Raw genomic sequence first — 23,347 nt, forward strand, 5'->3', positions numbered from 1 at the left:
GCGGGGGTCACCCGCCCGCACCCCCCCCCCCCCCCCGCCCGGCGGGCCGGCGGGCGGGGCCCGCCCCCCGCCCCCCCGGCCCACCCACCCTCCACCACCACAACTGCATGATCGACGCGGGCGGCCGGATGTGCCACCACGGCGGGCCCCGCTCGACCTGAGGCGAGCGGGGCCCGTGGTGGTGCTGTCGTTCAGACGGCGGGGGAGTTGGGGCGGTCGACGTCGACGAACTCCACGTCGTCGACGGCACGGTCGTCGCGGCTGCCGGCGGCCCGTGCGGCGGAGCCGACGGCCCAACCGACCGCCGCGCCGACGAGCGCGGCGCCGATCAGGAGCGTCCAGGGCAGTGCCGGCTGTCGGCCGGCGAGCGCGTCGAAGGCCAGCGAGGCACGGCGTCGCGCCTCTTCGGCGGCGGATCCCACCAGGTCACCCGCCCCGTCGGCGAGGTCGCTGCTGTTGCGGCGGGCCGAGCGGGCGGTGTCCCGCACACTGTCTCCGGCGGAGCTGACGGCCGAGAGCAGGTGCTCCCAGGCCTGGTCCGCGATCCGCTCCGGCTTGCTGCGGCGGTCAAGCAGGTTGGTTCCGAACATCGTGGTTACCTCCTCAGGTGCCGAAGCCGCCGGCCACTTCGGACTTCGGCGTCTTTCCAGCGCGTCACGGTGTCGTCCACCCCGCAGTGCCCCGCGTCAGCCGGACGCAAACCCCGCCCGCCGCGGAGCACCGGGAACTCGGCCCGCCGTGACTCGGTGCGGCGCCGACTCAGCGCACCGCCGACACGGCGACGCCCCAGGCGAAGTCGTCGTCGTCGTCATCGTCGTCTCCGCCACCGAAACCGCAGGCCAGGACGAGAGCGAGCAGAACGCCGACGCCGGCCAGCCCGGCAAGTCGCTTGATCATCGAAGATCCTCTCCGTCGCGGTGGTGCCTCCGGTCGATGCTAGGGCGCGTCGGCAACAGTGGGCGCCGATCGCGTCGGACGGCGGTGGGCGACACGCCGACGGCACACGGGGCAGTCGGATGACCTCGGCCGGTTGCCGGGTGCGTCGGGTGCGGCCCGCTACCCTGGTTCGGCGGCGCGTCGGTCACGACCGATCGTCGATGATCAGATAACGAAAAGTCTTGAGTAATCAGATACTGAAAAGTGCGGATATGGGTGGCTTTGTGGGCCCGGATCCGTGAATTGCTCATCCCGAGGGGTGGCGACCGAGGCCGTCGGAGGAATACTCTCGGTCGCGGCCCGCGTACTGATGAGGCGCCCGGGGGACGGGCGGGTGGAGGTGCTCGCGTGAGCCTGTCGATCGTGAAGTCGGTTCTGTCCGGTGGTGTCGTGGAGATCGCCCCACGGGGCGAGATCGACGTCGACACCGCGTACGAGGTGCGCGAAGCGATCGCGGAGGTGCTGGCCAAGGGCCGCCCGCTGCGCATCGAGCTGAACATGAGGTTGGTCACCTTCATCGACTCGGTCGGCATCAGCGCCATGGTGGCCGGCTTCCAGACGGCCGAGGTCAGCGACGTCAAGCTGGTGGTCACCGAGCCGAGCCGGTTCGTGCACCGACAGCTCTGGGTGACCGGCCTGCTCGGCCTCTTCGGTGCCCCGGAGCCCTACTTCGCCGGCGCGGCCACTCCCGAGGTGCTGCCCGGCGCCTGAGCGCGCCGGACGTCCTCGTCAGAGCTGCTCGTCCAGGCCGTCCAGGTCGATGTCGGTCGCGTCGGTGACCGCCCGGATGGCCGTCACCGACGCGTACCCCGCTGCCAGCAGCGCCACGTCCGTGCCGGGCTGTGCGGCCTGCCCCGGCTCTCGCCGCACCCCGCGCAGCTGCCCGGGCGTCCGTCGGGCGTTGCCAGCCAGACATCGGTACGGGACGATCGGGCGACCAACGACGGCAGGAGACGGTGTGCTCAGCAGCGATACCTTCAGCTACACCGTTCAGGCCCGGTGCTCACCCGCCGAGGCGGCCGCGCTGCTCAGCGACCTGACCCGGCAGGGTGAGCTGCATCCGCTGATCGTCCGGGTCCGCCGGGTGCCGCCCCGGCCCGGCGCCCAGGCCAGCTACACGATCAACGACCGGTTGGCGGCCGGGCCGCTGCGCTTCCGAACCACCTACCAGGCGGACGTGCTGATCAGCGAGGCCGACGAGATCGTCATGGTGGCCCGCCAGTGGCCGGCCACCACGGTGCGCAACCACACCCGTCTGGGCGCCGAGCCGGATGGCCTGGTCCGCATCGACGTGGAGATCACGCTGACCGCGCCGACGCCGCTGTTCCGCTACGCGTTTCGCCAGGCCCGAGCCGCCCACCTGGCCCTCGCCACCCGGCTGGGCGCGGCCCTCGACCGCAGCAACAACCCACCGCCCCCCTGACCGCCTCACGCCGCTGCCGGCCCCCGTGGCCGAGCCCGTCGGCCCCACGGCTTGTAGGTGGAGAGCACCGTCGCGATGATCATCAGGCTGGTCGACACCGCCGGCGCGATGACCAGGTCGGCGCGATCCCGGGCGGGCAGGGCGGCGCCGACCGCTCCGGCGTGGCGCAGGTTCGGGGTGAGCAGGAACAGCACCAGCCCGACCATCACCGTGGTGAGCACGAGCTTGACCAGCACCCAGCGGTAGCGCAGCAGACCCCAGGGGGTGAGCAGCGAACTGGCGACTCCGATCAGCCAGACCAGGACGCTCAGCGGCGCGAACAGCACCGTGCCGACCAGGGTCATGACCGGATAGACCACCCCCGGGTCGGCGCCCCGCTGCACGGCGATGCCGAGGGTGAGCAGCACCAGGTCGGCGCCGAGCCAGCCCAGCGAGGTGACCAGGTGCAGAGTGAGCAGCGCTTTGCGGGTGGCGGGTCGGATCCGAGGCATACCGCGATGCTGCCCGCCGGCTCCGGCCGGGTCGTCCGACGAGCGACGACATCAGGGGTACGCCCGACGACGTAGCCCGGCCCCGGACGCACGTGATGCCTGTGAGTCATCACGATGACTCACAGGCATCACCACGTGTGGGTCAGTAGACCGACAGGTGTACGTGGTTGGTGTGGTCGGTGGACGGGGTGCCCTGCGCCCCGCTGTACGACTTCCACCCGCTGCTGGGCAGCCAGATCTGCCTGTACCAGATCACATAGAGCACGGCGAGTCGGTCCGCGTTGCGGATGAAGTACGCGGCCAGGTTGTTGCCGTAGGTCTTGTCGCCGCCGGTGGCGTTCCCGCCGAAGCCGCCCTTCTGCGCCGCGAAGTCGCAGGCCCGGCCCTTCGGGTGTTCACCGGAGCCGCTGGGGCGGTGGCACGAGACGTACCGGGTGAAGCCCGCCGCCTTGGCCTGGTTGAGCGCGTGCAGGGTGCGCGGGGTGATGCAGCCGTTGGCCGGCGTGGGGTCGTTCACGCTGCACGACTCGGAAGGCCAGGAGCCGTCGGAGTTGCGCGGCGCGGCCGTCGCGTTGGCGGTGGAGGTGCCCCGGTTGGAGCCGGTGTCGGCGGTGGTCTGCGGCTTGGCCGTGGTGGCCACGCTCAGGGCCCGCTCGGCCTGCTCCTTGCGCTTGGCCATCACCGCGACCTGCTTGCGCTGCTCGATGATCTCGCCGTCCAGCGCGACCCGGGTGCGGTTGGCCTTGTCCTTGCTGTTCAGCAGGTCGCGCAGCACCCGGTCCTCGTTGGCGGCCACCGCGTCCAGTGCGGCCGCCCGGTCCATGAAGCCTTCCGGGGTGTTGCTGTTGAGCAACGCCGACATCGCGCCGAGCCGCCCGGTGCGGTACGCCACCTCGGCGATCGCGCCGACCTTGCCGTTGCGCTGGTCGATCTCGCCCTCGATGGTCTTCAGCTGGGTGGCGAGCTGCTGCTGCCGTTGTACGGAGGTGTCCAGGGCGCGTTTCGCGTCCAGGTAGCCCTTGCTGGCCGCCTCGAGTTGGGCGCGCAACGTCGGGGTGCCGCCCTCCTCGTCGGAGTCGGGTGCGGCGGCCCGCAGGCCGGTCGGGGGAGCGGCCGAGGCGGTGCCGGCCGGAAGCGCGACGCCGAGGGCGAACATCGCGACGATCAGGGCCGCCAGTCTGGCGGCGGGCGGTCGTGCTGGTGCCACTGCGCATGTCCTTCCGTCAGCCGCCGACCGGGTTAGCTGACGGGTTCGGGACGGAAGATCCCTACCGCTGACGCGGATACACCCCAGGAACATGGTTCCCCGGTTCGCCCAGTTGGGCGATTAGGCGGCGACCACCACCGGCGCCGGGAGGCGCCGCCTGGTGGAGGCCGGGACCGAGCCTACCGGTGCCAGTGGGGCGGCTGCAGCCGATGTGACGGACGGTGCGGGCGTCGGCACGGTAAATGACGGTGCCGTCACCATTCGATGGAGCCGCACGCTCCGGGGGCGGCCCCGGGCTCGATCTGCAACGTGGCGTGCTCGATGCGGAAGTCGTCGTGCAGGGCGGTACGCGCCGCGGTGAGCACCGCGCCGACCTCCGCGCCGGGTGCCATGGTCAGGTGCGCGGAGGCCACCTCCATGCCCGAGGTGAGCGTCCAGACGTGCAGGTCGTGCACCTCGACGACGCCGGGAACGGCGGCCAGCCGGTCGTGCACGGCGGTCACCTGGAGGTGCTCCGGGGCGGCCTGCACCAGGATGCGGATGGCGGCTCGGGCCAACCGCCAGGTACGCGGCAGGATGAACACGCCGATGGCGACCGCGACCAGAGGGTCCGCCCACCACCAGTCGGTGACGGTGATGAGCAGCGCCGCGCCGATGACGCCGACCGAGCCGAGCAGGTCGCCGAGCACCTCCAGGTAGGCGCCCTGGAGGTTGATGCTCTCCCGGGCCCCGGCGCGGAGCAGGGCGAAGGCGATGATGTTCGCGAGCAGACCGAGCACGGCCACCGCGAGCATCGGGCCGGCGATGACCTGGTGCGGGTCGCCGAAACGGCGGATCGCCTCGATCACCACGTAGATCGCGACGCCGGAGAGCAGGACGGCGTTGGCCAGCGCGGCGAGCACCTCGAGTCGGTAGAGCCCGAAGGTGCGCTGCGGGTCGCCGGTGGCCCGCCGGGTCGCCGTGATCGCGGCGAGCGCCATCCCGATGCCGAGCACGTCGGTGAACATGTGCCCGGCGTCGGAGAGCAGGGCGAGCGAGTTGGTGTGCAGGGCGACCACCGCCTCCACCACCATCAGGGTGGCGAGCAGCCCGAATGCCGCCCAGAGGCGACCTTTGTGCTGCTGTGCGGCATTGGCGACGGACCCGTGGTGGTGGTCATGACCTGCGCCCACGAGAACCACCTTCCGCCGCTGGTCGGGACCCGGTCAAATGTATGCTCACATCGCTATGTGTGCAAGTGTATGGGCTGCGTCTCCCTACCGGGGGCGGTCCGCGCCCGTCAGCCCGTCGGGTCGATCGTGGTGAGCCGCTGGGTGGCCCGGGAGAGCGCCACGTACAGGGTGCGTACCCCGGCACCCGGATCCGCCCGGATCTCGCTCGGGGCGACCAGCACCACCCCGTCGTACTCCATGCCCTTGGCCTCCAGGCTGGTCACCACCTGCAACCTCGGCGCGGCGAGCGCGCCGAGCCAACCGGCGACCTCGTCCCGGCGGGGGACCGGCGTGATCACGCCGACCGTGCCCTCCACCTCGGCCAGCAGGCCGGCGGCGGCCTGCACGGTCGCGGCCTCCAACCCCGTCGCCGGCACCACCAGCTCGACCGGCTCGACCCCGGTGGAGCGGACGGCTGTCGGCAGCGGCAGGTCCGGGTAGAGCCGACGGATCTCCGCCGCCGCCACCGCGAAGATCTCCGCCGAGTTGCGGTAGTTGGTGGTGAGCGTGAAGTCGTGTCGCTTGCGCCGGCCCAGCGCCTGGTCGCGGGCTCGGGTCAGCTCCTCCGGATCGCCGGTCCACGCGGTCTGCGCGGGGTCGCCCACCACGGTCCAGGAGGCCAGCCGGCCGCGTCGACCGATCATCCGCCACTGCATCGGCGAGACGTCCTGCGCCTCGTCCACCACCACGTGCGCGTAGTCCCGGTAGTCCTCCGGGCGCTCCCGGGCCGCCGCGCGGGCGGCCCGCTGCCGTTCGCCGAGGGTGCTCAACTCGCGGACGCCACCGGCGAGCTGGAACGGATCGCGTCGCGCGCGGGCCGGCTGCGCGGGCTTACCGAGCAGCGCGTCCAACTCGTCCAGCAGCGCCACGTCGGCGATGGTCAGCCCGGCCGAGTCCAGGTTCCGGTACGCGGCGTTGAGCAGCCGGATCTCCGCCGAGGAGAGGATTCCCCCGGCGTAGCGGCGCAGCCGGTCCGGCTGCGCCAGCCAGCCGAGCACGTGCCGGGGGTGCAGCCGAGGCCACCACTCCTTGAGAAACTCCCGGAACTCCGGCCGCTCGGCGATCTCCGCCTCGAAGGCCGGCTGCTCCGGCAGCCGACCGCTGCTCAACTCACGGGCCTGCGCCCAGAGCGCGGCGAACACCCCGTCGAAACCCGCCCGGCGCACCTCGTTGCGTCGCGCGCCGCGGTGCAGCGCCCGGTCCCGGATCCGGTCCAGCGCGGCCCGGTCCAGCCGCAGCAGCGTGCCCCGGTAGAGCAGCCGCAGCTCACCCGGGCCGCCCGGCACCGCGTCGCGCACCGCCCGCTCCAGCACTCGGCGCATCCGCAGCGAACCCTTCACCGCCGCCACCTCGGGCGGGTCGGGGCGGGTCGCGGGCGTCCCCGGGAAGAGGGTGCCCAGCGAGTGCAGGGTCGCGGTGTCCTCACCGAGCGACGGCAGCACCGAGCCGATGTACTCGACGAAGACCGACGACGGGCCGACCACCAGGATGCCGCCGCCGGCGTACCGGCTGCGGTCGGAGTAGAGCAGGAACGCGGCCCGGTGCAGGGCGACCGCGGTCTTGCCGGTGCCGGGGCCGCCCGCGACGATCGTCACCCCGGAGCCGGGTGAGCGGATCGCCTCGTCCTGCTCGCGTTGGATGGTCGCCACGATGTCGCGCATGCCCCGGCCGGTGGCCTTGGACAGGGTGGCCAGCAACGCGCCGTCACCGACGACAGTCATCCCCTCCGGGGCGGCGGTCGGGTCCAGCAGGTCGTCCTCGATGCGGGTGACCCGCTCGGCGCGGGACTGGATGGTGCGACGCCGCACCACGTCCAGCGGCTGCGCCGGGGTGGCCTGGTAGAAGGCGGCGGCGGCCGGCGCGCGCCAGTCGACGACCAGCGTGCGGGCGTCCTCGTCGCGGATTCCGAGTCGCCCGACGTGCAGCACCTGACGGTCGCGCAGGTCCAGCCGACCGAAGACCAGCCCCTCGTGCTCGGCGTCCAGGGTGTGCCGCCGCTGCGCCGCGTGGAAGACCATCGCGTCGCGCTCGACCAGGGCGCCGTGCGTGCCCACCCGCGCCATCCGGTAGCCGTCACGCTCGGCGCGGACGGCCGACTGCCGCAGCTCGGCCAGTCGGGCGTACACCCGGTCGAGGTGCCGTTGCTCGACGGCGATCTCCTGCTCCAGGCCGGTCTGGTCGGTCAACGCACGCTCCTTCAAGGGTCGCCGGCAGGCGGCGGGAACCGCGCGGGCCAACCGCAGAAGGGTACGGCCCCGGGCCTGACCCGCCGCGCCCGAGGTGCGCGAACGTGCTCAGGCACCCGTCCCGGCGGGGGTCGTGTCCCGTCGTTTCGGCGTCGTTCCGGCGAGCACCCGCCGCAGCACGCCGGTGAGCGCGGCGTTCACCTCGTCCGGCCGCTCCATCATCAGCATGTGCCCGGCACCCGGGCAGACGGTCAGCTCGGTGGCCGGCAGAGCCGCCGCGATCGACTCGGCGCACGGTGGTGGGGTCAGCCGGTCCCGGTCGCCGACCAGGGCGGCGGCCGGCAGGTGGGCCAACGCGGCGAGGGTGTCCAGTCGGTGCTGGGTGCCGATGGAGGCGCGGAACCCGCCGATCGAGCGCAGCGAGGCGCGAGCCACCGCCGACGTCACCAGACGGATGTCGGCCGGCTCGCAGCGGTCACCGAAGAGCATCCACCGGATGCTCGGTTGCAGCGCGTTCAGCAGTGCCCGGGGCGCCCGCCACGAGCCACACCGGGCCAGCACACCGGCGCCGGTCGTCTCGGCCAGCCGGATCAGCCGGGCGATCCGCGGCGAGAGCCCGTAGACGGTGTGCGTGTGCCCCTCGGCGGTGGTCGAGACGAAGACCAGGCCGGCGGTACGGGCGGCGAAGTGCGCGGGGTGGCGGTGGGCGTACTCCATGATCGTCATGCCGCCCATCGAGTGCCCGACCAGCACCACCGGGCCTCTCGGCGCGACGGCGTCGATCACCGCGGCCAGGTCGTCACCCAACTGGGCCAGGGTGGCCGTGGGCAGCGCCATGCAGCTGGATCGGCCGTGCCCCCGCGCGTCGTAGGCGACCACCCGCACCGCATCGCCGAACGGCGCCGCGGTGAGCGCGTCGACCTGCCGGTGCCAGGCCCGTCCGTCCAGCGTCCAGCCGTGCAGCAGGATGGCGGTGACCTGGGCGTCCGCCGGACCCGTCGCCTCGACGTTGAGCCGTACGCCGTCCGGCAGACCGACCTCGAACCGCTCCGGCATCGCCACCTCCCCAGGGCCGCCCAGTACCACCGGCACCGGGATACCCGGCGGTAACACCGGCTACCCGCCAGGACACCACGCCAATCGCGCTGCGGCGAACATTCCCGACCTCGCCCGTGCGCGACGGCGGCGGGCCAAGCTGAACGGCATGGGGTCGTCGGGAGCGCCCATGGGCGCGGCGTCGGGGTCGGGGCGGCAGGCCGGCGGTACGCCCCGCGCCGCGCTCGCCGATCTGCTCGCCGGTAATCGGCGGTTCGTCAGCGGCCGGCCGGTGCACGGACACGACGTCACTGCCGCGGCGGCCGCCGCCTCCGGCGACCAGCAGCCGTACGCCGTGGTGCTCGGCTGCATCGACTCCCGGGTGCCGTTGGAGGCGATCTTCGACCAGACGTTCGGCGCGATCTGCGTGATCCGTACCGGGGGGCACGTGCTCGATCGCGCCGTCTGCGGCTCGATCGAGTACGTGGTCGGCCAGCTCGGCGTACCGCTGGTGATGGTCCTCGGCCACGAGCGGTGCGGCGCGGTGGACGCCACGGTCGAGGCGCTGCGCACCGGGCAGCGTCCCGGGGGGTCTCTGGCGCACCTGGTGGACGAGATCGCCCCGGCGGTCACCGAGGCGGGGATCGACGATCCGGCGGTGCTGCCGCTGGCGATCCGCCGACACGTCCGGCGCACGGTGCACACCCTGCGCGAGGACGACCTGCTGGCCGGGCCGGTAACCGCCGGCCGGGTGGCCGTGGTCGGCGGGCTCTACGACCTGGCCACCGGCGAGGTCGCCCTGCTCGATCCAGGCTGACCCGACCCCCCGGACATGCGAAACCGCCCGCCGGGAACTCCCAGCGGGCGGTTTCAGATGATGCGGTGGGGGAGGGGCTCAGCCCTCGAAGACGCCGGCCGCGACCAGGCGCTTCTCGGTGGCCTCCCAGCCGTCGCCCGGGTGGGCGGCAGCCAGGTTGTTGATCTCCGCACGGATCTTGGCGGCGTGGCCGGCGGCGGCCAGCACGCGGATCTCCTCGACGAAGGCGTCGGAGTCCGTGCGCAGGTGCGCGGTCTTGCCGTTGGTCAGGTTCCGCACGTAGGCGTGCTTGCCGCCGTTGAGCGGGATGAGGTACTTGAACTCGCCCAGCACGCTGAGGGCGCCACCCTGGCCAGCCTGGCCGGCCCGGACGGACGCGCGCGCGGTCTTAGAGGTGTTGCTCGCCACGGAGGTACTCCTTGCAAGACGTACGGGAGGACTGGACGTCCGGGGGCTGTGTGCGGGTCGTACGTGACTCGGCCCGCGAAGGTGTAACGCGGCATAAGCCGCCGGTGGAACTGTACAGGACCACGACATCATGCTGGTCGCCGCGGTGTCCTGAGAGGCAACGGCGACCACCCGTCCGGCTATTCCACCCGGCGTTTTTTCCGATTCCCTGGCGCACCACGCGTCACAGGAGTAATCATGTGTTGCAGCAGCCACCTGGGTGGACGAGGTCGTAGGGGAAGACGCACCTCGCTCTCCGGGAGGTCACCGTGCCAACGCGTGGCGTCGTATACGTCCACTCGACCCCGCTCGCCGTGTGCTCACACGTCGAGTGGGCGATCGCGCGCGTCCTAGCCGCGCCGGTCAACCTGCAGTGGACGGCTCAGCCCGTCGACCCCGGCGCACGCCGGGCCGAGTGCGGGTGGACCGGTCGTCCGGGGACGGGCGCCGAGCTGGCTGCTGCCCTACGGCAGTGGCCCATGATCCGTTTCGAGGTTACCGAGGAGCCGAGTTCCGGCGTCGACGGTGAGCGCTTCATGTACGTGCCGGCCCGTGGCCTGTTCCGGGCGACGGTCGGCGTGGCCGGCGACATCCAGCTCGGCGAGGACCGCCTTCGGGCGCTGATGGCGGCCTCCCGGGCCCCGGAGGCGCTGGCGCACGCCCTCGACAAGGCGCTCGGCACGGCGTGGGACGCTGACCTGGAGCCCTACCGGTACGCCGGAGACGGTGCCCCGGTGACCTTGCTCACTCGGGTCGGCTGACCCGACGGCCCGCGAGTCGGCGACGTGCGTGCGCGCCGGCGATGCGGCGTGCGGGCGGTAAGGTCAAGTTGCCCCGATAAGGGGGAACTGGTGGGATAGGTGGCGTGTCGAATCGCCCGTGGCGCGCCCGTGTCGCTGTCGCCGCCCTGACCGCAATGCTCGTCTCCGGCTGCTCGGGCGGCTCGCCCCGCCCCGCCCCGACGCCCAGCCCGGCCGCCTCGTCCGCCGGCCCGAGCGCACCGGCCGCGCCGCCGGCCGACGACCCGGCCAGCCGCGCCGCCGCGCTGGTGGCGACGCTGGCCGACGAGGACCTGGTCGGCCAGGTGCTGATGCCGTACGCCTACGGCGACTCGGCGACGAAGGTCTCCGCCGGCTCGGCAGCCGGTAACCAGGCTCTCGCCGGGGTCGACACCCCGGCCGACATGATCGCCAAGTACCGACTGGGTGGCCTGATCCTGGTCGGTTTCAGCGCCGACGACCCGACCAAGGGCAACCAGGAGACCACGAACGTCGACAACCCCAAGCAGGTGCACGAGCTCACCACCGGGCTGCGTACCGCCGCCGGTCGGCTCGCCGCCGGCCCCGCGCCGCTGCTCATCGGCACCGACCAGGAGTACGGCGTCGTCACCCGGGTGACCGACGGGGTCACCGTGCTGCCCAGCGCCCTCGCGGCCGGCGCGGCCGGTGACCCGAAGCTCACCGAGGCCGCCTGGCGGGCCGCCGGCACCGAGTTGGCCGCGATGGGCATCAACATCGACTTCGCTCCGGTGGCCGACGTGCTGGCCACCCGCAGCACCGTGATCGGCTCCCGCTCGTACGGCGCCGACCCGAAGCAGGCCGCCGCGCAGGTGGGCGGGGCGGTCCGTGGCCTCCAGGCGGTCGGGGTCGCGGCCACTCTCAAGCACTTCCCCGGGCACGGCCACAGCGCCGACGACTCGCACCAGGACCTTCCGGTGCTCACCCAGTCCGCCGCGGCGTTGCAGGCCGGCGCGTGGCCGCCGTTCACCGCCGGGATGGACGCGGGCGCGATGGCCGTGATGTCCGGTCACCTGGACGCCCGCGCGATCGACCCGGGGACCCCGGCGACGTTCTCGCACAAGCTGCTCACCGACGTGCTGCGCGGCCAACTCGGCTTCAAGGGCGTGGTGATCACCGACGGGATGAACATGCCGCCCGCGAAGCGCTGGGCGCCCGGCGAGGCGGCCGTCCGGGCGCTCAACGCCGGTAACGACCTCATCCTGATGACCCCCAACGTCGGTCAGGCGTACGACGGGCTGCTCGCCGCGCTGCGTGACGGATCGCTGCCCCGCACCCGGCTGGTCGAGGCGGTCACTCGGGTGCTGACCATGAAGTTCCGGCTCGCCGAGCTGCCGGCGGCGCAGATGTCCTCGCTCAACAGCCCGGCGCACCGGGCTGCCGCCGACGCGCTGGCCGCCGCGGCCGTCACCGTGCTGAAGGGCGCCTGCGGCGGGGCGGTACCTGGGCCGGTCACCGTCACCTCGTCCGGCGGCCGGGACGGCACCCGGGCCACCCTCACCGCCGCGCTGACCGCCGCCGGAGTGAAGGTCAAGCCCAGCGGCGGCACCATCGTGCACCTGGTGGGCTACGGCGACGGCGCCAAGGACCTGCGCCCCGACGCGGCGGTCACTGTCGCCATGGACACCCCGTACGTGCTGGCCGGTGCGAAGTCACCGACGCTGCTGGCCACGTACTCCTCCAGCCGGGCGTCGATGACCGCCCTGGCCGCCGTGCTCGCCGGCAAGGCCCGGCCGGGCGGCCGCTCCCCGGTGGCCGTCCCCGGACTGCCCGCGACCACCTGTCGCACCTGACCCGGGGCGACCTCACTCGCTCTTTGCGAGCCCTCGCACCGCGAGCCGGTACGCCGGCAGCACGTCGGTCCGTTCGATGATCAGACCCTCGTTGACCGCGAAGACCAGCGTCTGCCCCGCCGACTGGACGGCCAGCGCCCAGTTTCGCGACTCCTCCTCGGCCAGCGGGTTGGTGGCGAGCCAGGTCATCTCGGTGGCGTCGAAGCCGCCGGCGCGGAGGTCGCGGACCTGTTGGCCGGTGACCGTCTCGCCGGCTCCGGCGGCGAAACCCTCAAGTACGGCGCGCGGCGGGACCGTCGGCGGATCCGCCGACCAGATCCGCAGGAATCCGCCGCCGGCCGATCGGCCGTCCACCTCGCACCGCGCGGTGGTGCCGCCGCGCTTGGTGAGCGCCTCGCCGACCAGTTCCGCCAGCTCGCCCTTGGGTGGCTCGACCGCCTTCGCGGTCCACCCGTCGGCTAGCGGAAACGACACCGGTATCGGGCAGGGGGAACCCGTGCCGCCGGTCGTGCCGCTGGGCGAGGCCGGGGCCACCTCGTCGTACCAGGGCTCGCCCGTGGCCTGCGGGGCCGGGCCGCCGGCCGCGGGCCCGGCGGGAGCGGCGTCGTCGTCGCCGCAGCCGGCCAGCAGGCCGAGGGCGAGCGCCGCCGACACGGCGACGCGGGTGCGAGTGTCCATGGTGGTGTCCCCGTCAGTCGATCTTCGGTCGGCCCATTCAAGCCGGGCGTTCTGCCGACGTCAATCGGGATCGTGCCGGCGCGGCGAAAATTGGGTCGCCCCGCCCCGGTCGGTCTGACAACCTCCCCCCATGGGAGCGGCATCAGGATTCCGGCATGTGCAACGGGCGGACGGCACTGTGGTGATCACCCACCACGGACGGGTAGCCGGCACGCTGCGCGGTGCTCGGGCCGCGGAGTTCCTCGCCGAGGTCGACGACGACCCGCAGTTGGTGATGGCCCGCTGGACCGGCAACTACCGCCACGGCAACGAACGCACCGCGAAGCAGCACCCCCGCAACCGAGGCTGAACGACCGCAAGGGCCCCTCCTGCACGAGGAGAGGCCCTCGCGGCAGGAAACTCAGGGGCGGGCGAAGACGAGCGCCACGTTGTGGCCGCCGAAGCCGAACGCGTTGTTCAACGCGGCCGGAATCTCCATGTGTCGGGCCTTGTGCGCGGCGACGTCCAGGGTGAGGCCGGGCTCCGGGTCGTCCAGGTTGATCGTCGGCGGGACGACGCTGTCGCGGATCGCCAGGATGGTGGCGATCGACTCCAACGCGCCGGCCGCACCGAGCAGGTGACCGGTCATCGACTTCGTCGCGGACAGCACCGGGTGGTCACCGAGCGCCTTGTGCAACCCGCCGATCTCCAGCATGTCCCCGACCGGGGTCGAGGTGGCGTGCGCGTTGACGTGCACGATGTCCCGCTTGGCGATGTCCGCGTCGGCGATCGCCTTGGCGATGGCCCGGATGGCGCCCTCGCCCTCGGCGTGCGGCTGCACGATGTCGTACGCGTCGGAGGTGATGCCGGCGCCGGCGAGGCGCGCGTACACCCGGGCGCCCCGGGCCGCGGCGTGCTCGGCCCGCTCCAGCACCAGAATGCCGGCGCCCTCGCCGAGGACGAAGCCGTCCCGGCCCCGGTCCCACGGGCGGGAGGCCCGCTCCGGGTCGTCGTTGCGGGTCGACATGGCCCGCATCGAGCTGAAGCCGGCGATCGGCAGCGGGTGGATGACCGCCTCGGTGCCGCCGGCCACCACCACGTCGGCCCGGCCGGAACGGATGATGTCCAGGCCGAGGGCGATCGCCTCGGCGCCGGTCGCGCAGGCGCTGGCCACCGAGTGCACGCCGGCCTTGGCGCCCAGCTCCAGCCCGACCCAGGCGGCCGGACCGTTCGGCATCAGCATCGGGATGGTGTGCGGGGAGACCCGCCGTGGCCCGGAGGCCTCCAGGATGTCGTCCTGGGCGAGCAGGGTGGTGGCACCGCCGATGCCGGAGCCGACGCTGACGGCCAACCGCTCGCCGTCGAGGTCGGAGCCGGCGAGACCGGCGTCCGCCCAGGCCTGCTGCGCCGCGATGATCGCGATCGCCTCGGAACGGTCCAGGCGGCGCAGGCGGACCCGGTCCAGCACCTCGGACGGCTCCACGGCCAACTGGGCGGCGATCCGGACCGGCAGTTGCTCGGCCCACTCCTGGGTGAGGGCACTCACCCCGGAGCGGCCGGCGAGCATGGCGTCCCAGGTCGACGCGACGTCCCCGCCAAGCGGGGTCGTCGCGCCGAGCCCGGTGACGACGACGTCAGGACGACTCATGATCAGGACTGCGCCGCGATGTAGCTGACAGCGTCGCCGACGGTCTTGAGGTTCTGCACCTCGTTGTCCGGGATCTTGACGCCGAACTTCTCCTCGGCCGCGACCACGACCTCCACCATGGAGAGCGAGTCGACATCGAGGTCGTCGGTGAAGGACTTCCCCTCGGCCACGTCGTCCGGGTTCACCCCGGCAACCTCTTCGAGGATCTCGGCGAGGCCGGTGGTGATCTCGTCACGGGTCATTGCGGTTGGTTCCTTTCATCGGGGTTCTCCGGCGGCCGGCGTCGCCGGCCACCGCTCCTGGACGCGTACGCGCCCGAGGGGGTCATCAGGGGCAGCGGACGACCTGACCGGCGTAGGTCAGACCACCGCCGAAGCCGAACAGCAGCACCGGCGCGCCCGAGGGCACCTCCCGGCGCTCGACCAGCTTGGACAGGGCCAGCGGAACGCTCGCCGCGGAGGTGTTGCCGGACTCGACGATGTCCTTCGCGATGATCGCGTTGGGGATGTTGAGCCGCTTGGCGATGCCGTCGATGATCCGGGCGTTGGCCTGGTGCGGCACGAACGCGGCCAGCTCCGACGGGTCGACCCCGGCCCGCTCGCAGGCCTGAAGGGCGAGCGGCGCCAGCGCGGTGGTGGCCCAGCGGAACACCGCCTGCCCCTCCTGCTGGATGTACGGACGCCAGCCCTCGATGCGGACCGCGTCGCTCTTGTCCGGCACCGAACCCCAGACCACCGGGCCGATCCCGGCCGGCTCGTCGTCGGCGGTGGCGGAGACCACCGCGGCACCCGCCCCGTCCGCGAAGATGATGCAGGTCGAGCGGTCGGTCCAGTCGGTGAAGTCGGAGAGCTTCTCCGCGCCGATGACGATCGCGTTGCGCGACGCCCCGGCCCGGATGGCGTGGTCGACAGTGCCCAGCGCGTACGCGAAGCCCGAGCAGGCGGTGTTGAGGTCGTACGCGCCCGGCGCGGTGATGCCCAGCTTGGCGGCGACCCGGCAGGCCACGTTGGGGCTGCGGTCGATGGAGGAGCAGGTGGCGACCACGACCAGGTCGATGTCGGCGGCGGTCAGGCCCGAGTTGGCCAGCGCCTTGCCGGCGGCCGCGGCGGCCATGTCGGCGACCGTCTCACTGTCGGCGATCCGCCGGCTGACGATGCCGACCCGGTCGCGGATCCACTCGTCGTTGGTGTCGACGAGCTGGGCGATGTCGTCGTTGGTCACCACCCGGGAGGGCTGGTAGTGCCCCATCGAGACGATGCGACTGCCAGTCATGAACGACCTCCGATACGGGCGATCAGGTCCCGTGCGGCCGGCAGGTCGTCCGGGGTGTTCAGGGTGACGATCTCCGGGGCGCCGTCGCCCTTGAGTTCCCGCTTGACCAGGCCGGCGAGGGTGCCGGCCGGCGGCAGTTCGATCACGCCGGTGACGCCGAGGTCGGCCAGCGTGCGCATGCACAGGTCCCAGCGCACCGGCGCGGTGACCTGACGGACCAGGCGCTGCACCATGGCCGCCCCGTTGTCGACCGCGGTGCCGTCGAGGTTCGACAGCAGGGTCCGGACCGGGTCGGCGGGGGTGATTCCGGCGGCCTCCGCGGCGAGCGCGGTCTCGGCCGGAGCCATGTACGGGGTGTGGAACGCGCCGGCCACCTGGAGTCGGATGATCCGGGTCCGGGCGGGCGGCGCGGCGGCGAACTTGTCGAGCCCGTCCAGGGCGCCCGCGGCGACGATCTGCCCGGCGCCGTTGCGGTTGGCCGGGTACAGCCCGTTCGCCTCGATCGCGGCGATCACCTCGTCCGGGTCACCGCCGAGCACCGCTGCCATTCCGGTCGGCTCCAGCGCGCACGCCGCGGCCATCTCCCGGCCGCGTACGCCGGCCAGGGTGATCGCGGCGTCGGCCGACAGCACACCGGCCAGGGCGGCGGCACCCAACTCGCCGACGCTGTGGCCGGCGGTGAGCGCGACGCCGTCCAGCGGCAGGTGCTCGGCCGCGAGCAACGCCGCGGCGACCAGCAACGGCTGGGTGCGGGCGGTGTCCTTGATCTCGTCGGCGTCGGCGTCGGTGCCCAGGTGCAGCAGGTCGACCCCGGCCAACGCCGACCACTCGCGCAGTCGTGCCTCAGTGCCGGTCAGGTCGAGCCAGGGGGTCAGGAAGCCGGGTTTCTGAGAACCCTGGCCGGGACTAAGTACGGCGAGCACGCCTATGACTCTCCCGGATAAGGGCGGGTAACGCTGTGCCGCCTTCGACCAAACCGTACTAGAACCTTTGGAGGTTCCCTACAAAGATCGGCGGGGATCATCCTCTTTTTGCGCCGATTTCCGGTTAGCCGGGGTCATTGTCTGACTCGGGACCGGCGGGACGAGCGGGGCGACCGGGTCCAACCGACCGACGGTCAGCGCGACCTGAAGGGCGAACGCGTCCCGCGGAGACAGCGGCGAGAACCCGGTCACCTCGGCGATCCGACGCAACCGGTAACGCACCGTGTTCGGGTGGACGAACAGGGCCCGGGCCGCGCTCTCCAGCGTGCCACCGGCGGCCAAGAAGGCGTCCAGGGTCGCCAGCAGTTCCCCGCCGGCGCGCACCAGTGTCGCGTACACATCGTGGCGGAGCCGCCGACGGGCCTCCGCGTCGCCGGCGAGGGCCCGCTCCGGCAGCAGGTCCGCGGCCGGGACCGGCCGGGGCGCGCGGGGCCAGGCCGGCGCGGCCCGGAAGCCGGACAGCGCGGCCCGCGCCGATTCGGTCGCCTCGTCCAAACTGGGTACGGCGGGACCGACCACCACCGGGCCGTCCCCGAACGCGCTCAGCAGCTTCGCCGTGGCGGTCAGCGGGTCCGGTGCGCCGCCCAGCACGATCACCAGCCGGTCGCCGTGGACGCCGCCGATCACCTCCACGCCGATCCGGCGGGCCTGCCGGTAGACCACGTGCAGCACCGCGGAGACCTCGCCGCCGGGGGACCGACCAACCGCCACCGCCACCGGCGGCGCGTCCGTCCAGCCGAGCGCCGCGGCCCGACTGGCCAGCACGTCCGGCGAGTCACCCCGCAGCAGCGCGTCCACCAGCAGCGCCTGCAACCGGGCGTCCCAGGCGCCGCGCGACTCGGCGGCTCGCGCGTACACCCGGGCGGCGGAGAACGCGATCTCCCGGGAGAACCGCAGCACCGCCTCGCGGAGCTGCTGCTCCTCGCCCTCGGCGGCCAGGTGCGACACCTGCTCCTCGACCACGTCGATCGTCACCTTGATCAACGCCACGGTCTGTTGGAGGGTGATCGACCGGGCCAGCGCCTGCGGGGCGGCGGCGAAGACCTCGTCCGAGACCTCCTGGGTGCTGTCCGCCGTGCCACCGCCGTCGCGCAGCCACTGCACCAGCGACCTCGCGCCCGCCTGGGCGACCAGCATCACCCAGGACCGCTGGTCGGCCGGCAGCGCCCGGAACCAGGGCAGGGTCTCGTCCATCCGGGCCACGCTGGAGGTGGCCAACGCCCCCGCCGATCGTTCGATCCGGCGCAGCGTGGCCGACAGCTCCCCACCGCCCGGCGTGCTCACCGCCCTAGCCTGACACGTCGTGAGCAGGCCAACCACGTCGGCACCGATCCGCCAGCCGCGTTCGGGCGCCGTCTCACGGCTGCGGGGGTGGGGGCAGGCCCACCTCCTGGGCCAGGATCGCTGCCTGCACCCGGCTGCGCAGGTCCAGCTTCGCCAGGATCCGGCTCACATGGGTCTTGGTGGTGCTCTCCGCCAGCACCAGCCGATCGGCGATCTGCTGATTGGACAGGCCCAACCCGAGGCAGGCCAACACGTCCCGCTCGCGCGGCGTGAGCGTGCCCAGCGCGGCCCGGACGTCCGCCGACGCGCCCGGCGCGGTGGCCGCGAACGCGGTGATCAGCCGGCGGGTCACCGTGGGCGCGATGAACCCGTCGCCCCGCGCCACCGTCCGCACCGCGCTGACCAGGCCGTCGGCGTCGGTGTCCTTGAGCAGGAACCCGGCCGCGCCGGCCCGCAACGCCCCGAAGACGTACTCGTCCAGGTCGAAGGTGGTGAGCACCAGCACGTCGGCGAGCCCGTCGGTGACGATCGTCCGGGTCGCGGAGATCCCGTCCCGGTGCGGCATCCGCACATCCAGCACCGCCACGTCGGGGCGCAGCTCCCGGCACAGGCGCACCGCGGCGTCACCGTCGGCAGCCTCGCCGACCACCTCGACGCCCGGTGAGCCGTTCAGGATCAGGGCCAGTCCGGCCCGTACCGCCGGCTGGTCGTCGGCGAGCACCACCCGCACCGGCGCCGCGCCGGCGTCGCCCGGTGGCCACGCCGGCCCGGTCACCCGCCCTCCCCGGTGGGCAGGGCCGCCCGTACCTGCCAACGCCCGTCGAGCGGTCCGGCGGTGAACCGGCCGGCCAGCAGCGTGGCCCGCTCCCGCATGCCGATCAGCCCGGCCCCGGCGCCCGGCAGCCCGGCCCCGCCCCGGCGGACCGGGTTCTCCACCGTCAGCACCACCTCGGCCGGTCGGTACGCGATGGTCAGCTCCGCCTCACCCGTGCCGTGCTTGAGCGCGTTCGTCAGCGACTCCTGCACGATCCGGTACGCGGCAAGGTCCACCCCCACCGGCAGCGCACTCGGCGTGCCATCGGTCCGGACCTGCACCGCGAGGCCGGCCGCCCGGACCCGCTCGACCAGCCCGTCCGCCTCGGCCAGCCGCGCGGTGACCACCTCGGCACCGACCGACCCGCCGCCGGGCTCACGCAGCACCTCGATCATCTGACGCATCTCCGCCAGGCCCTGCACGCTGCTCTCCCGAATCACCCGCAACGCCGACTCCACCTGACCGCGATCCAACCCGGGCACGGAGAGCACGGCGGTGGCGTGGATGGCCACCGCGCTGAGGTGGTTCGCGACCACGTCGTGCAGCTCCCGGGCCATCCGGGCCCGTTCGGCGCTGACCGCCTGCCGGCGGTCCAACTCGACCAGGCGGGCGGTCTGCTCGGCCCGCGTCCGCTCGGCGGCGGCCTGGTCGCGGTACTGCCGCACACTGATGCCGGTCAGGACCGGCAGCACCCCGGCGAGCACCACCAGCACCCCGAGCGCCGCCCCGCGCCACTGGCCGAACCCGAGCACGCCGACGACCACCCCGACCAGGCTCAGCGCCACGGTGATCCGCAGCAACCACCGCCACAGCCGGGGCGGCCCGTACACGCAGGCGTCGTAGAGCACCTGCGTGTAGACCAGGACCGTGCCCAGTGAACTGCCCAGCGCCGTGTCCACCACCAGCGCGCCGGTCCCCACGGCCAGGCTGGCGCGCGGTGCTACCCGCCGTAGGCCGACAGCGACGCACACCGCCACCAGCGGCGGCAGGAACAACGCCGACGGCACCTCGGTGTTCGGACGGACCTGCGGTTGCCAACCCAGGGCGTACAGCACCAGGCCGCCGGCAAGCGACGCGCCGGCCAGCACGAGGTCACGGCCGAGGGTGCCGGAATCGAGCCACGGTGGCGGACGCATGCCCCGATCCCACCACAGGCGTCGCCCGCCGAACTCCGCCCCGGGGAGGACCCCGACGGCGCCGCCATGCGCCGAAAGGGGTACCCGGATCGCGCCCCACCGGCCTGATAATGATCATCATGACCGATGTGGAGACCCTGGCCGCGCTGGCCCGCGAGATCGACACCACCTGCCGGCTGACCGGCACGTTCGTGCTCCGCTCCGGGCGGACCGCCGACGAGTACTTCGACAAGTACCGCTTCGAGGCCGACCCCCGGCTGCTGGACCGGGTGGCCGCCCAACTGGCGCTCCTGGTCCCGACCGAGACCGAGGTGCTGGCCGGGTTGGAGATGGGCGGCATCCCGGTGGTGACCGCGCTCGGCCGGCACACCGGGCTGCCCTGCGCCTTCGTCCGCAAGAGCGCCAAGGCGTACGGCACGGCCCGGCTGGCCGAGGGGGCGGAGGTGGCCGGTCGGCGGGTGCTGGTGGTCGAGGACGTGGTCACCTCCGGTGGTCAGGTGGTCATCTCCACCGGGCAACTACGCGATCTGGGTGCCCGGGTGGAGCACGCCCTCTGCGTCATCGACCGGGCCGAGGGTGGAGCGCAGGCGCTCGCCCGGCACGGCGTGGCTCTGCGGGCGCTCCTCACCCGGGCCGATCTGGAGGCTCACCGCACCCGTTGAGCGCCGGTCCGCCCCGCCGGCCCGGTCACTGGTGAACGGTGCGGAAAGAAGCTGTGAACTGCGTAACCGGGTTCCGCGCTGAGCGGCGTCTTCGCGGACCGGCTGGTCCGGGCCCCGGGTACGCTGCGCGCGGCCCGTCGGTCCCGGCCAGTACGGTGACAGGGCACCTCGGGGGAGAGCACCCGAGGGTGAGGCGAGCGTGAGGAGACCGGGAATGGCGCACGGGGAGGCCGAGCACGGCTGCGCCCAGGGCGAGCCCTGCCGGCTGGGGCACGACCCGCAGGCGGCTGGCAAACACCGCCGGGCGGTCGGCGGCGGGCCGGCGCACCCGGTGGAACCGCTCGCCGGCCGGGCCGATGACGACCCTCAGCTTCCGCGCCAGCGCGCCGGCGAGCCCAGCACACTCGCCGAACCCGACTCGGACGTTCCCGCTGGTTGCCTCAGCGAACGTCCCGGCTGGGCCGGGGCGCATCGACACGGCCCGGTCCGGCCGCGTCCACGGGCCACCCGTCGGGAGCGCCCACCGCGCCGCTGGTGCTGACCACACCGCCGCCGCTAGGGGCTGGCCACCACCGCCCAGGGGTTGGCCCCCGCTGGCATTAGGGCTGGCCACCGCCGGCCATCGGCTGGCCACCGCCGGCCATCGGCTGGCCACCGCCGGCATTAGGGCTGACCACTACCGCCCAGGGGCTGGCCACCGCCGGCACTGGCGCTAATCGGCGAGCCTGGCTGATCAGCGCCAGTGCCGGATCAGCGCGTGCGGCGGCGGATCAGCAGAGCGATCCCGGCGAGGCCGACCGTGATGGTCAGCATGACGCCGACGTTGAGCAGCAGCAGGCGTTGCAGGTCGCCGAGCGCCTCGTCGAGGTCCTTCGCCGGGTCGAGCGTGTCCTCCGGGAGCACCCGCTCGCCGCCGCCCGCGCCGCCGCTGACCGTGTCGAACTGCCGCTCCAGCGGCACCCCGGCGGTACGCAGGGTCTCGGACATGCTGAGCCGACCCAGGAACCACCCGGCACTGGTCTTGCGGCCGTCCGGCTGCTTCGCCGGGCGGTAGACGCGAGGGCCGCCGACCGCCTTGGGATAGAGGTCGTACGTCTGTTTCGGCGTCTCGCCGGCGAGCACCACGACCGTGTATTTCGGACCGAGGTTCGCTGCCTTCGGCCCGGTCGGCATGCCGGTGCGAGCGAGGAAGTTGACCTGGTCGATGACCGCGCCCACGAGGGCGGGATCCGTGTCCGCGTGCAGCCGCAGCGGAGTGGACAGCCCCGTGCCGGTGATGTCCACTCCGGCGGGTGGTGCCGGCTTCGGCGCCGCCGAGGCCGAGCCGGCGGTGCCGAGCGACAGCAACGCCGCCGCCAGCGTGCCCGCCAACACGGCGGCCAACCGCCTCATGTGTCGGACCATCCCGCCTCCTCGCCCCGTTCGATGGATGGCTTCGTTGTGATGTCTGGACCCGGCCTGCCGGTGCGGCATCGACCAGATGGTCGCGTCCACTCCTACAGACTCCGCAGAACGTCGATGCGTTGCAGCTTTCGAACAAGTAATTGGAACTATCTGCGATCTCTGCTCGACTAATGAGGAGCCGTTTGATCAGCGGGCGGATCGTACCCTTACGGAGGGGTTCATGGGGGGCAGGGTTACACGTACGGTGCGGGTCATGCCAGTGGTGCTCGGCGTGGCGTTCGGTGTGTCGTTATTGGTGCCGGCGACACCGGCCGCCGCCCACAACGAGCTGACCGGCAGCAACCCGCGCGACGGCGCCCGCGTGGCGGCGGCACCGGCCCGGGTCGAGCTGCGGTTCCTCGCCAAGCCGTCGCCAGCTACGACGAAGATCACAATAACCGGACCGGACAATGTGGTCGCTGGCGGGACTCCCGCCTTCGACGGCAGTCGAGTGTGGGTGCCGTTCAAACCGGCCGCCGCCGGGCTCTACATCGTCGGCTACCAGCTCGCGTCGTCCGACGGGCATCCGGTGAAGGGCGAGGTGCGGTTCACCCTCACCACCGGCACCGCCGCCGACCCGTCCGCCTCGCCGTCGGCCGCTGGTCCGTCGGCGTCGGCGTCGGCCGGGGCGCCCTCGGCTGACCCGTCTGCCGTCGGCTCACCCCCCGGCGGGCCCGGGTCGGTGACACCCGGCAGCTCGGCGGCTTCCCCGGTGCCGGCGGCGTCCGAGCAGTCCGACTCCGGCGGTCGCTGGTGGCTCTGGGCGCTCGGTGGCCTGCTGCTGCTCGCCGCACTCGCGGCAGGCCTCGTCTTCCGCCGCCGCCGAGGCGCTTGATGATCCACTTGATGCCCGGTCGGTAACCTCACCGCTCCCCGGCTCGAGGGAGACCCCGTAGCGGGCAGCGCCGGCGACGCCGTCCTGAATCCGACCGGGCATCGACCGTCCCGGGGCCGGGCCAACCCCAACGCCCGTTGCGTCAGGGCGAGTGGCTGTTCGTCAACCCGCCCCGCTTCGTGGGTGTTGGATGTTTGGGGGGCGGGGGCGGGGGGTTTGGGGGGGGTGTTAACCCCCCCCAACAGCATATACAAACCGGGGCGCCCCCCT

The 23,347-nt window shown here is 73.1% G+C and carries 26 protein-coding genes, 1 pseudogene and 1 riboswitch; of the genes and pseudogenes, 9 read left to right on the forward strand and 18 right to left on the reverse strand.

Going from position 1 to position 23,347, the window contains the following annotated elements; genetic code table 11:
- Positions 1 to 191: 191 nt before the first annotated feature.
- Positions 192 to 590 carry a hypothetical protein gene (locus ABZU52_RS23845; RefSeq protein ID WP_354973200.1) on the reverse strand — a complete coding sequence of 133 codons (399 nt, stop codon included), beginning with the start codon at positions 588 to 590 and terminating at the stop codon, positions 192 to 194.
- 169 nt (positions 591 to 759) lie between these two features.
- Positions 760 to 897, reverse strand: a complete 138-nt coding sequence (locus tag ABZU52_RS23850) for a hypothetical protein (protein ID WP_354973201.1) — start codon at positions 895 to 897, stop codon at positions 760 to 762.
- 387 nt (positions 898 to 1,284) lie between these two features.
- Between ABZU52_RS23850 and ABZU52_RS23855 the strand changes: the two genes are divergently transcribed.
- Entirely contained in the window at positions 1,285 to 1,647 is a 363-nt protein-coding gene (locus ABZU52_RS23855) for an STAS domain-containing protein (protein ID WP_030330302.1), read from the forward strand.
- 18 nt (positions 1,648 to 1,665) lie between these two features.
- On the opposite strand, the gene ABZU52_RS23860 is transcribed toward ABZU52_RS23855, so the two are convergent.
- The gene (locus tag ABZU52_RS23860; RefSeq protein WP_354973202.1) at positions 1,666 to 1,806 is read right to left on the reverse strand and encodes a hypothetical protein; all 141 of its coding nucleotides are present in this window, start codon (positions 1,804 to 1,806) and stop codon (positions 1,666 to 1,668) included.
- Between the two features lie 88 nt (positions 1,807 to 1,894).
- On the opposite strand from ABZU52_RS23860, the gene ABZU52_RS23865 reads away from it, so the two are divergent.
- Positions 1,895 to 2,359, forward strand: coding sequence for an SRPBCC family protein (locus tag ABZU52_RS23865; protein WP_354973203.1), 465 nt, complete (start codon positions 1,895 to 1,897; stop codon positions 2,357 to 2,359).
- Positions 2,360 to 2,364: 5 nt separating this feature from the next.
- Here ABZU52_RS23865 and ABZU52_RS23870 read toward each other — a convergent pair whose 3' ends face one another.
- From ABZU52_RS23870 to ABZU52_RS23890, 5 genes are all read right to left on the reverse strand, one after another.
- Entirely contained in the window at positions 2,365 to 2,850 is a 486-nt protein-coding gene (locus ABZU52_RS23870; RefSeq protein ID WP_354973204.1) for a hypothetical protein, read from the reverse strand.
- Between the two features lie 142 nt (positions 2,851 to 2,992).
- Positions 2,993 to 4,006, reverse strand: a complete 1,014-nt coding sequence (locus tag ABZU52_RS23875) for a hypothetical protein (protein ID WP_354973225.1) — start codon at positions 4,004 to 4,006, stop codon at positions 2,993 to 2,995.
- 56 nt (positions 4,007 to 4,062) lie between these two features.
- Positions 4,063 to 4,194: riboswitch (cyclic di-AMP (ydaO/yuaA leader) on the reverse strand.
- 117 nt (positions 4,195 to 4,311) lie between these two features.
- Positions 4,312 to 5,229, reverse strand: a complete 918-nt coding sequence (locus ABZU52_RS23880) for a cation diffusion facilitator family transporter (protein WP_354973205.1) — start codon at positions 5,227 to 5,229, stop codon at positions 4,312 to 4,314.
- Positions 5,230 to 5,336: 107 nt separating this feature from the next.
- Positions 5,337 to 7,454, reverse strand: coding sequence for an AAA family ATPase (locus ABZU52_RS23885; RefSeq protein ID WP_354973206.1), 2,118 nt, complete (start codon positions 7,452 to 7,454; stop codon positions 5,337 to 5,339).
- Positions 7,455 to 7,562: 108 nt separating this feature from the next.
- On the reverse strand, positions 7,563 to 8,510 hold the full coding sequence (locus tag ABZU52_RS23890) for an alpha/beta hydrolase (protein WP_354973207.1): 948 nt from the start codon (positions 8,508 to 8,510) through the stop codon (positions 7,563 to 7,565).
- Positions 8,511 to 8,679: 169 nt separating this feature from the next.
- Here ABZU52_RS23890 and ABZU52_RS23895 point away from each other — a divergent pair, with 169 nt between their 5' ends.
- The gene (locus ABZU52_RS23895; RefSeq protein ID WP_354973208.1) at positions 8,680 to 9,306 is read left to right on the forward strand and encodes a carbonic anhydrase; all 627 of its coding nucleotides are present in this window, start codon (positions 8,680 to 8,682) and stop codon (positions 9,304 to 9,306) included.
- Between the two features lie 78 nt (positions 9,307 to 9,384).
- Here ABZU52_RS23895 and ABZU52_RS23900 read toward each other — a convergent pair whose 3' ends face one another.
- Entirely contained in the window at positions 9,385 to 9,714 is a 330-nt protein-coding gene (locus ABZU52_RS23900; protein WP_088988216.1) for a hypothetical protein, read from the reverse strand.
- Positions 9,715 to 10,022: 308 nt separating this feature from the next.
- Between ABZU52_RS23900 and ABZU52_RS23905 the strand changes: the two genes are divergently transcribed.
- Entirely contained in the window at positions 10,023 to 10,514 is a 492-nt protein-coding gene (locus ABZU52_RS23905) for a DUF3145 domain-containing protein (RefSeq protein ID WP_354973209.1), read from the forward strand.
- 155 nt (positions 10,515 to 10,669) lie between these two features.
- Positions 10,670 to 12,343, forward strand: a complete 1,674-nt coding sequence (locus ABZU52_RS23910; RefSeq protein WP_354973226.1) for a glycoside hydrolase family 3 N-terminal domain-containing protein — start codon at positions 10,670 to 10,672, stop codon at positions 12,341 to 12,343.
- Positions 12,344 to 12,355: 12 nt separating this feature from the next.
- Here ABZU52_RS23910 and ABZU52_RS23915 read toward each other — a convergent pair whose 3' ends face one another.
- Positions 12,356 to 13,021, reverse strand: a complete 666-nt coding sequence (locus tag ABZU52_RS23915; RefSeq protein ID WP_354973210.1) for a lipoprotein — start codon at positions 13,019 to 13,021, stop codon at positions 12,356 to 12,358.
- Between the two features lie 130 nt (positions 13,022 to 13,151).
- Here ABZU52_RS23915 and ABZU52_RS23920 point away from each other — a divergent pair, with 130 nt between their 5' ends.
- Positions 13,152 to 13,370 carry a hypothetical protein gene (locus tag ABZU52_RS23920; protein WP_354973211.1) on the forward strand — a complete coding sequence of 73 codons (219 nt, stop codon included), beginning with the start codon at positions 13,152 to 13,154 and terminating at the stop codon, positions 13,368 to 13,370.
- A 51-nt stretch (positions 13,371 to 13,421) separates the two neighbouring features.
- Here ABZU52_RS23920 and fabF read toward each other — a convergent pair whose 3' ends face one another.
- From fabF to ABZU52_RS23955, 7 genes and pseudogenes are all read right to left on the reverse strand, one after another.
- Complete coding sequence (fabF, locus tag ABZU52_RS23925) at positions 13,422 to 14,648, reverse strand: beta-ketoacyl-ACP synthase II (RefSeq protein WP_354973212.1); 1,227 nt, start codon at positions 14,646 to 14,648, stop codon at positions 13,422 to 13,424.
- Between the two features lie 2 nt (positions 14,649 to 14,650).
- A complete protein-coding gene (locus ABZU52_RS23930; RefSeq protein ID WP_030330276.1) occupies positions 14,651 to 14,890 on the reverse strand; it encodes an acyl carrier protein in 240 nt (79 codons plus the stop codon).
- An 85-nt stretch (positions 14,891 to 14,975) separates the two neighbouring features.
- Complete coding sequence (locus ABZU52_RS23935) at positions 14,976 to 15,920, reverse strand: beta-ketoacyl-ACP synthase III (RefSeq protein ID WP_354973213.1); 945 nt, start codon at positions 15,918 to 15,920, stop codon at positions 14,976 to 14,978.
- Positions 15,921 to 15,934: 14 nt separating this feature from the next.
- Positions 15,935 to 16,843, reverse strand: a pseudogene (locus tag ABZU52_RS23940) (ACP S-malonyltransferase); the annotation flags it as partial.
- 78 nt (positions 16,844 to 16,921) lie between these two features.
- Positions 16,922 to 18,223: a helix-turn-helix domain-containing protein gene (locus ABZU52_RS23945; protein ID WP_354973214.1), complete on the reverse strand. Its 1,302-nt coding sequence runs from the start codon at positions 18,221 to 18,223 to the stop codon at positions 16,922 to 16,924.
- Between the two features lie 37 nt (positions 18,224 to 18,260).
- Positions 18,261 to 18,962 carry a response regulator transcription factor gene (locus ABZU52_RS23950; protein ID WP_354973215.1) on the reverse strand — a complete coding sequence of 234 codons (702 nt, stop codon included), beginning with the start codon at positions 18,960 to 18,962 and terminating at the stop codon, positions 18,261 to 18,263.
- Positions 18,959 to 20,137 carry a histidine kinase gene (locus ABZU52_RS23955; protein ID WP_354973216.1) on the reverse strand — a complete coding sequence of 393 codons (1,179 nt, stop codon included), beginning with the start codon at positions 20,135 to 20,137 and terminating at the stop codon, positions 18,959 to 18,961. The genes ABZU52_RS23950 and ABZU52_RS23955 overlap by 4 nt, the downstream gene beginning before the upstream one ends.
- A gap of 119 nt (positions 20,138 to 20,256) precedes the next feature.
- Between ABZU52_RS23955 and pyrE the strand changes: the two genes are divergently transcribed.
- Both pyrE and ABZU52_RS23965 read left to right on the forward strand, forming a co-directional pair.
- Complete coding sequence (gene pyrE, locus ABZU52_RS23960) at positions 20,257 to 20,799, forward strand: orotate phosphoribosyltransferase (protein ID WP_354973217.1); 543 nt, start codon at positions 20,257 to 20,259, stop codon at positions 20,797 to 20,799.
- A 214-nt stretch (positions 20,800 to 21,013) separates the two neighbouring features.
- On the forward strand, positions 21,014 to 21,340 hold the full coding sequence (locus ABZU52_RS23965) for a hypothetical protein (protein WP_354973218.1): 327 nt from the start codon (positions 21,014 to 21,016) through the stop codon (positions 21,338 to 21,340).
- Positions 21,341 to 21,549: 209 nt separating this feature from the next.
- On the opposite strand, the gene ABZU52_RS23970 is transcribed toward ABZU52_RS23965, so the two are convergent.
- Positions 21,550 to 22,203 carry a hypothetical protein gene (locus ABZU52_RS23970; RefSeq protein ID WP_354973219.1) on the reverse strand — a complete coding sequence of 218 codons (654 nt, stop codon included), beginning with the start codon at positions 22,201 to 22,203 and terminating at the stop codon, positions 21,550 to 21,552.
- A 253-nt stretch (positions 22,204 to 22,456) separates the two neighbouring features.
- Between ABZU52_RS23970 and ABZU52_RS23975 the strand changes: the two genes are divergently transcribed.
- Entirely contained in the window at positions 22,457 to 23,077 is a 621-nt protein-coding gene (locus ABZU52_RS23975; RefSeq protein WP_354973220.1) for a copper resistance CopC family protein, read from the forward strand.
- Positions 23,078 to 23,347: the final 270 nt, after the last annotated feature.

This window comes from Micromonospora sp. NPDC005220 (genome assembly GCF_040607895.1).
In the GTDB taxonomy this organism is placed as follows: domain Bacteria; phylum Actinomycetota; class Actinomycetes; order Mycobacteriales; family Micromonosporaceae; genus Micromonospora.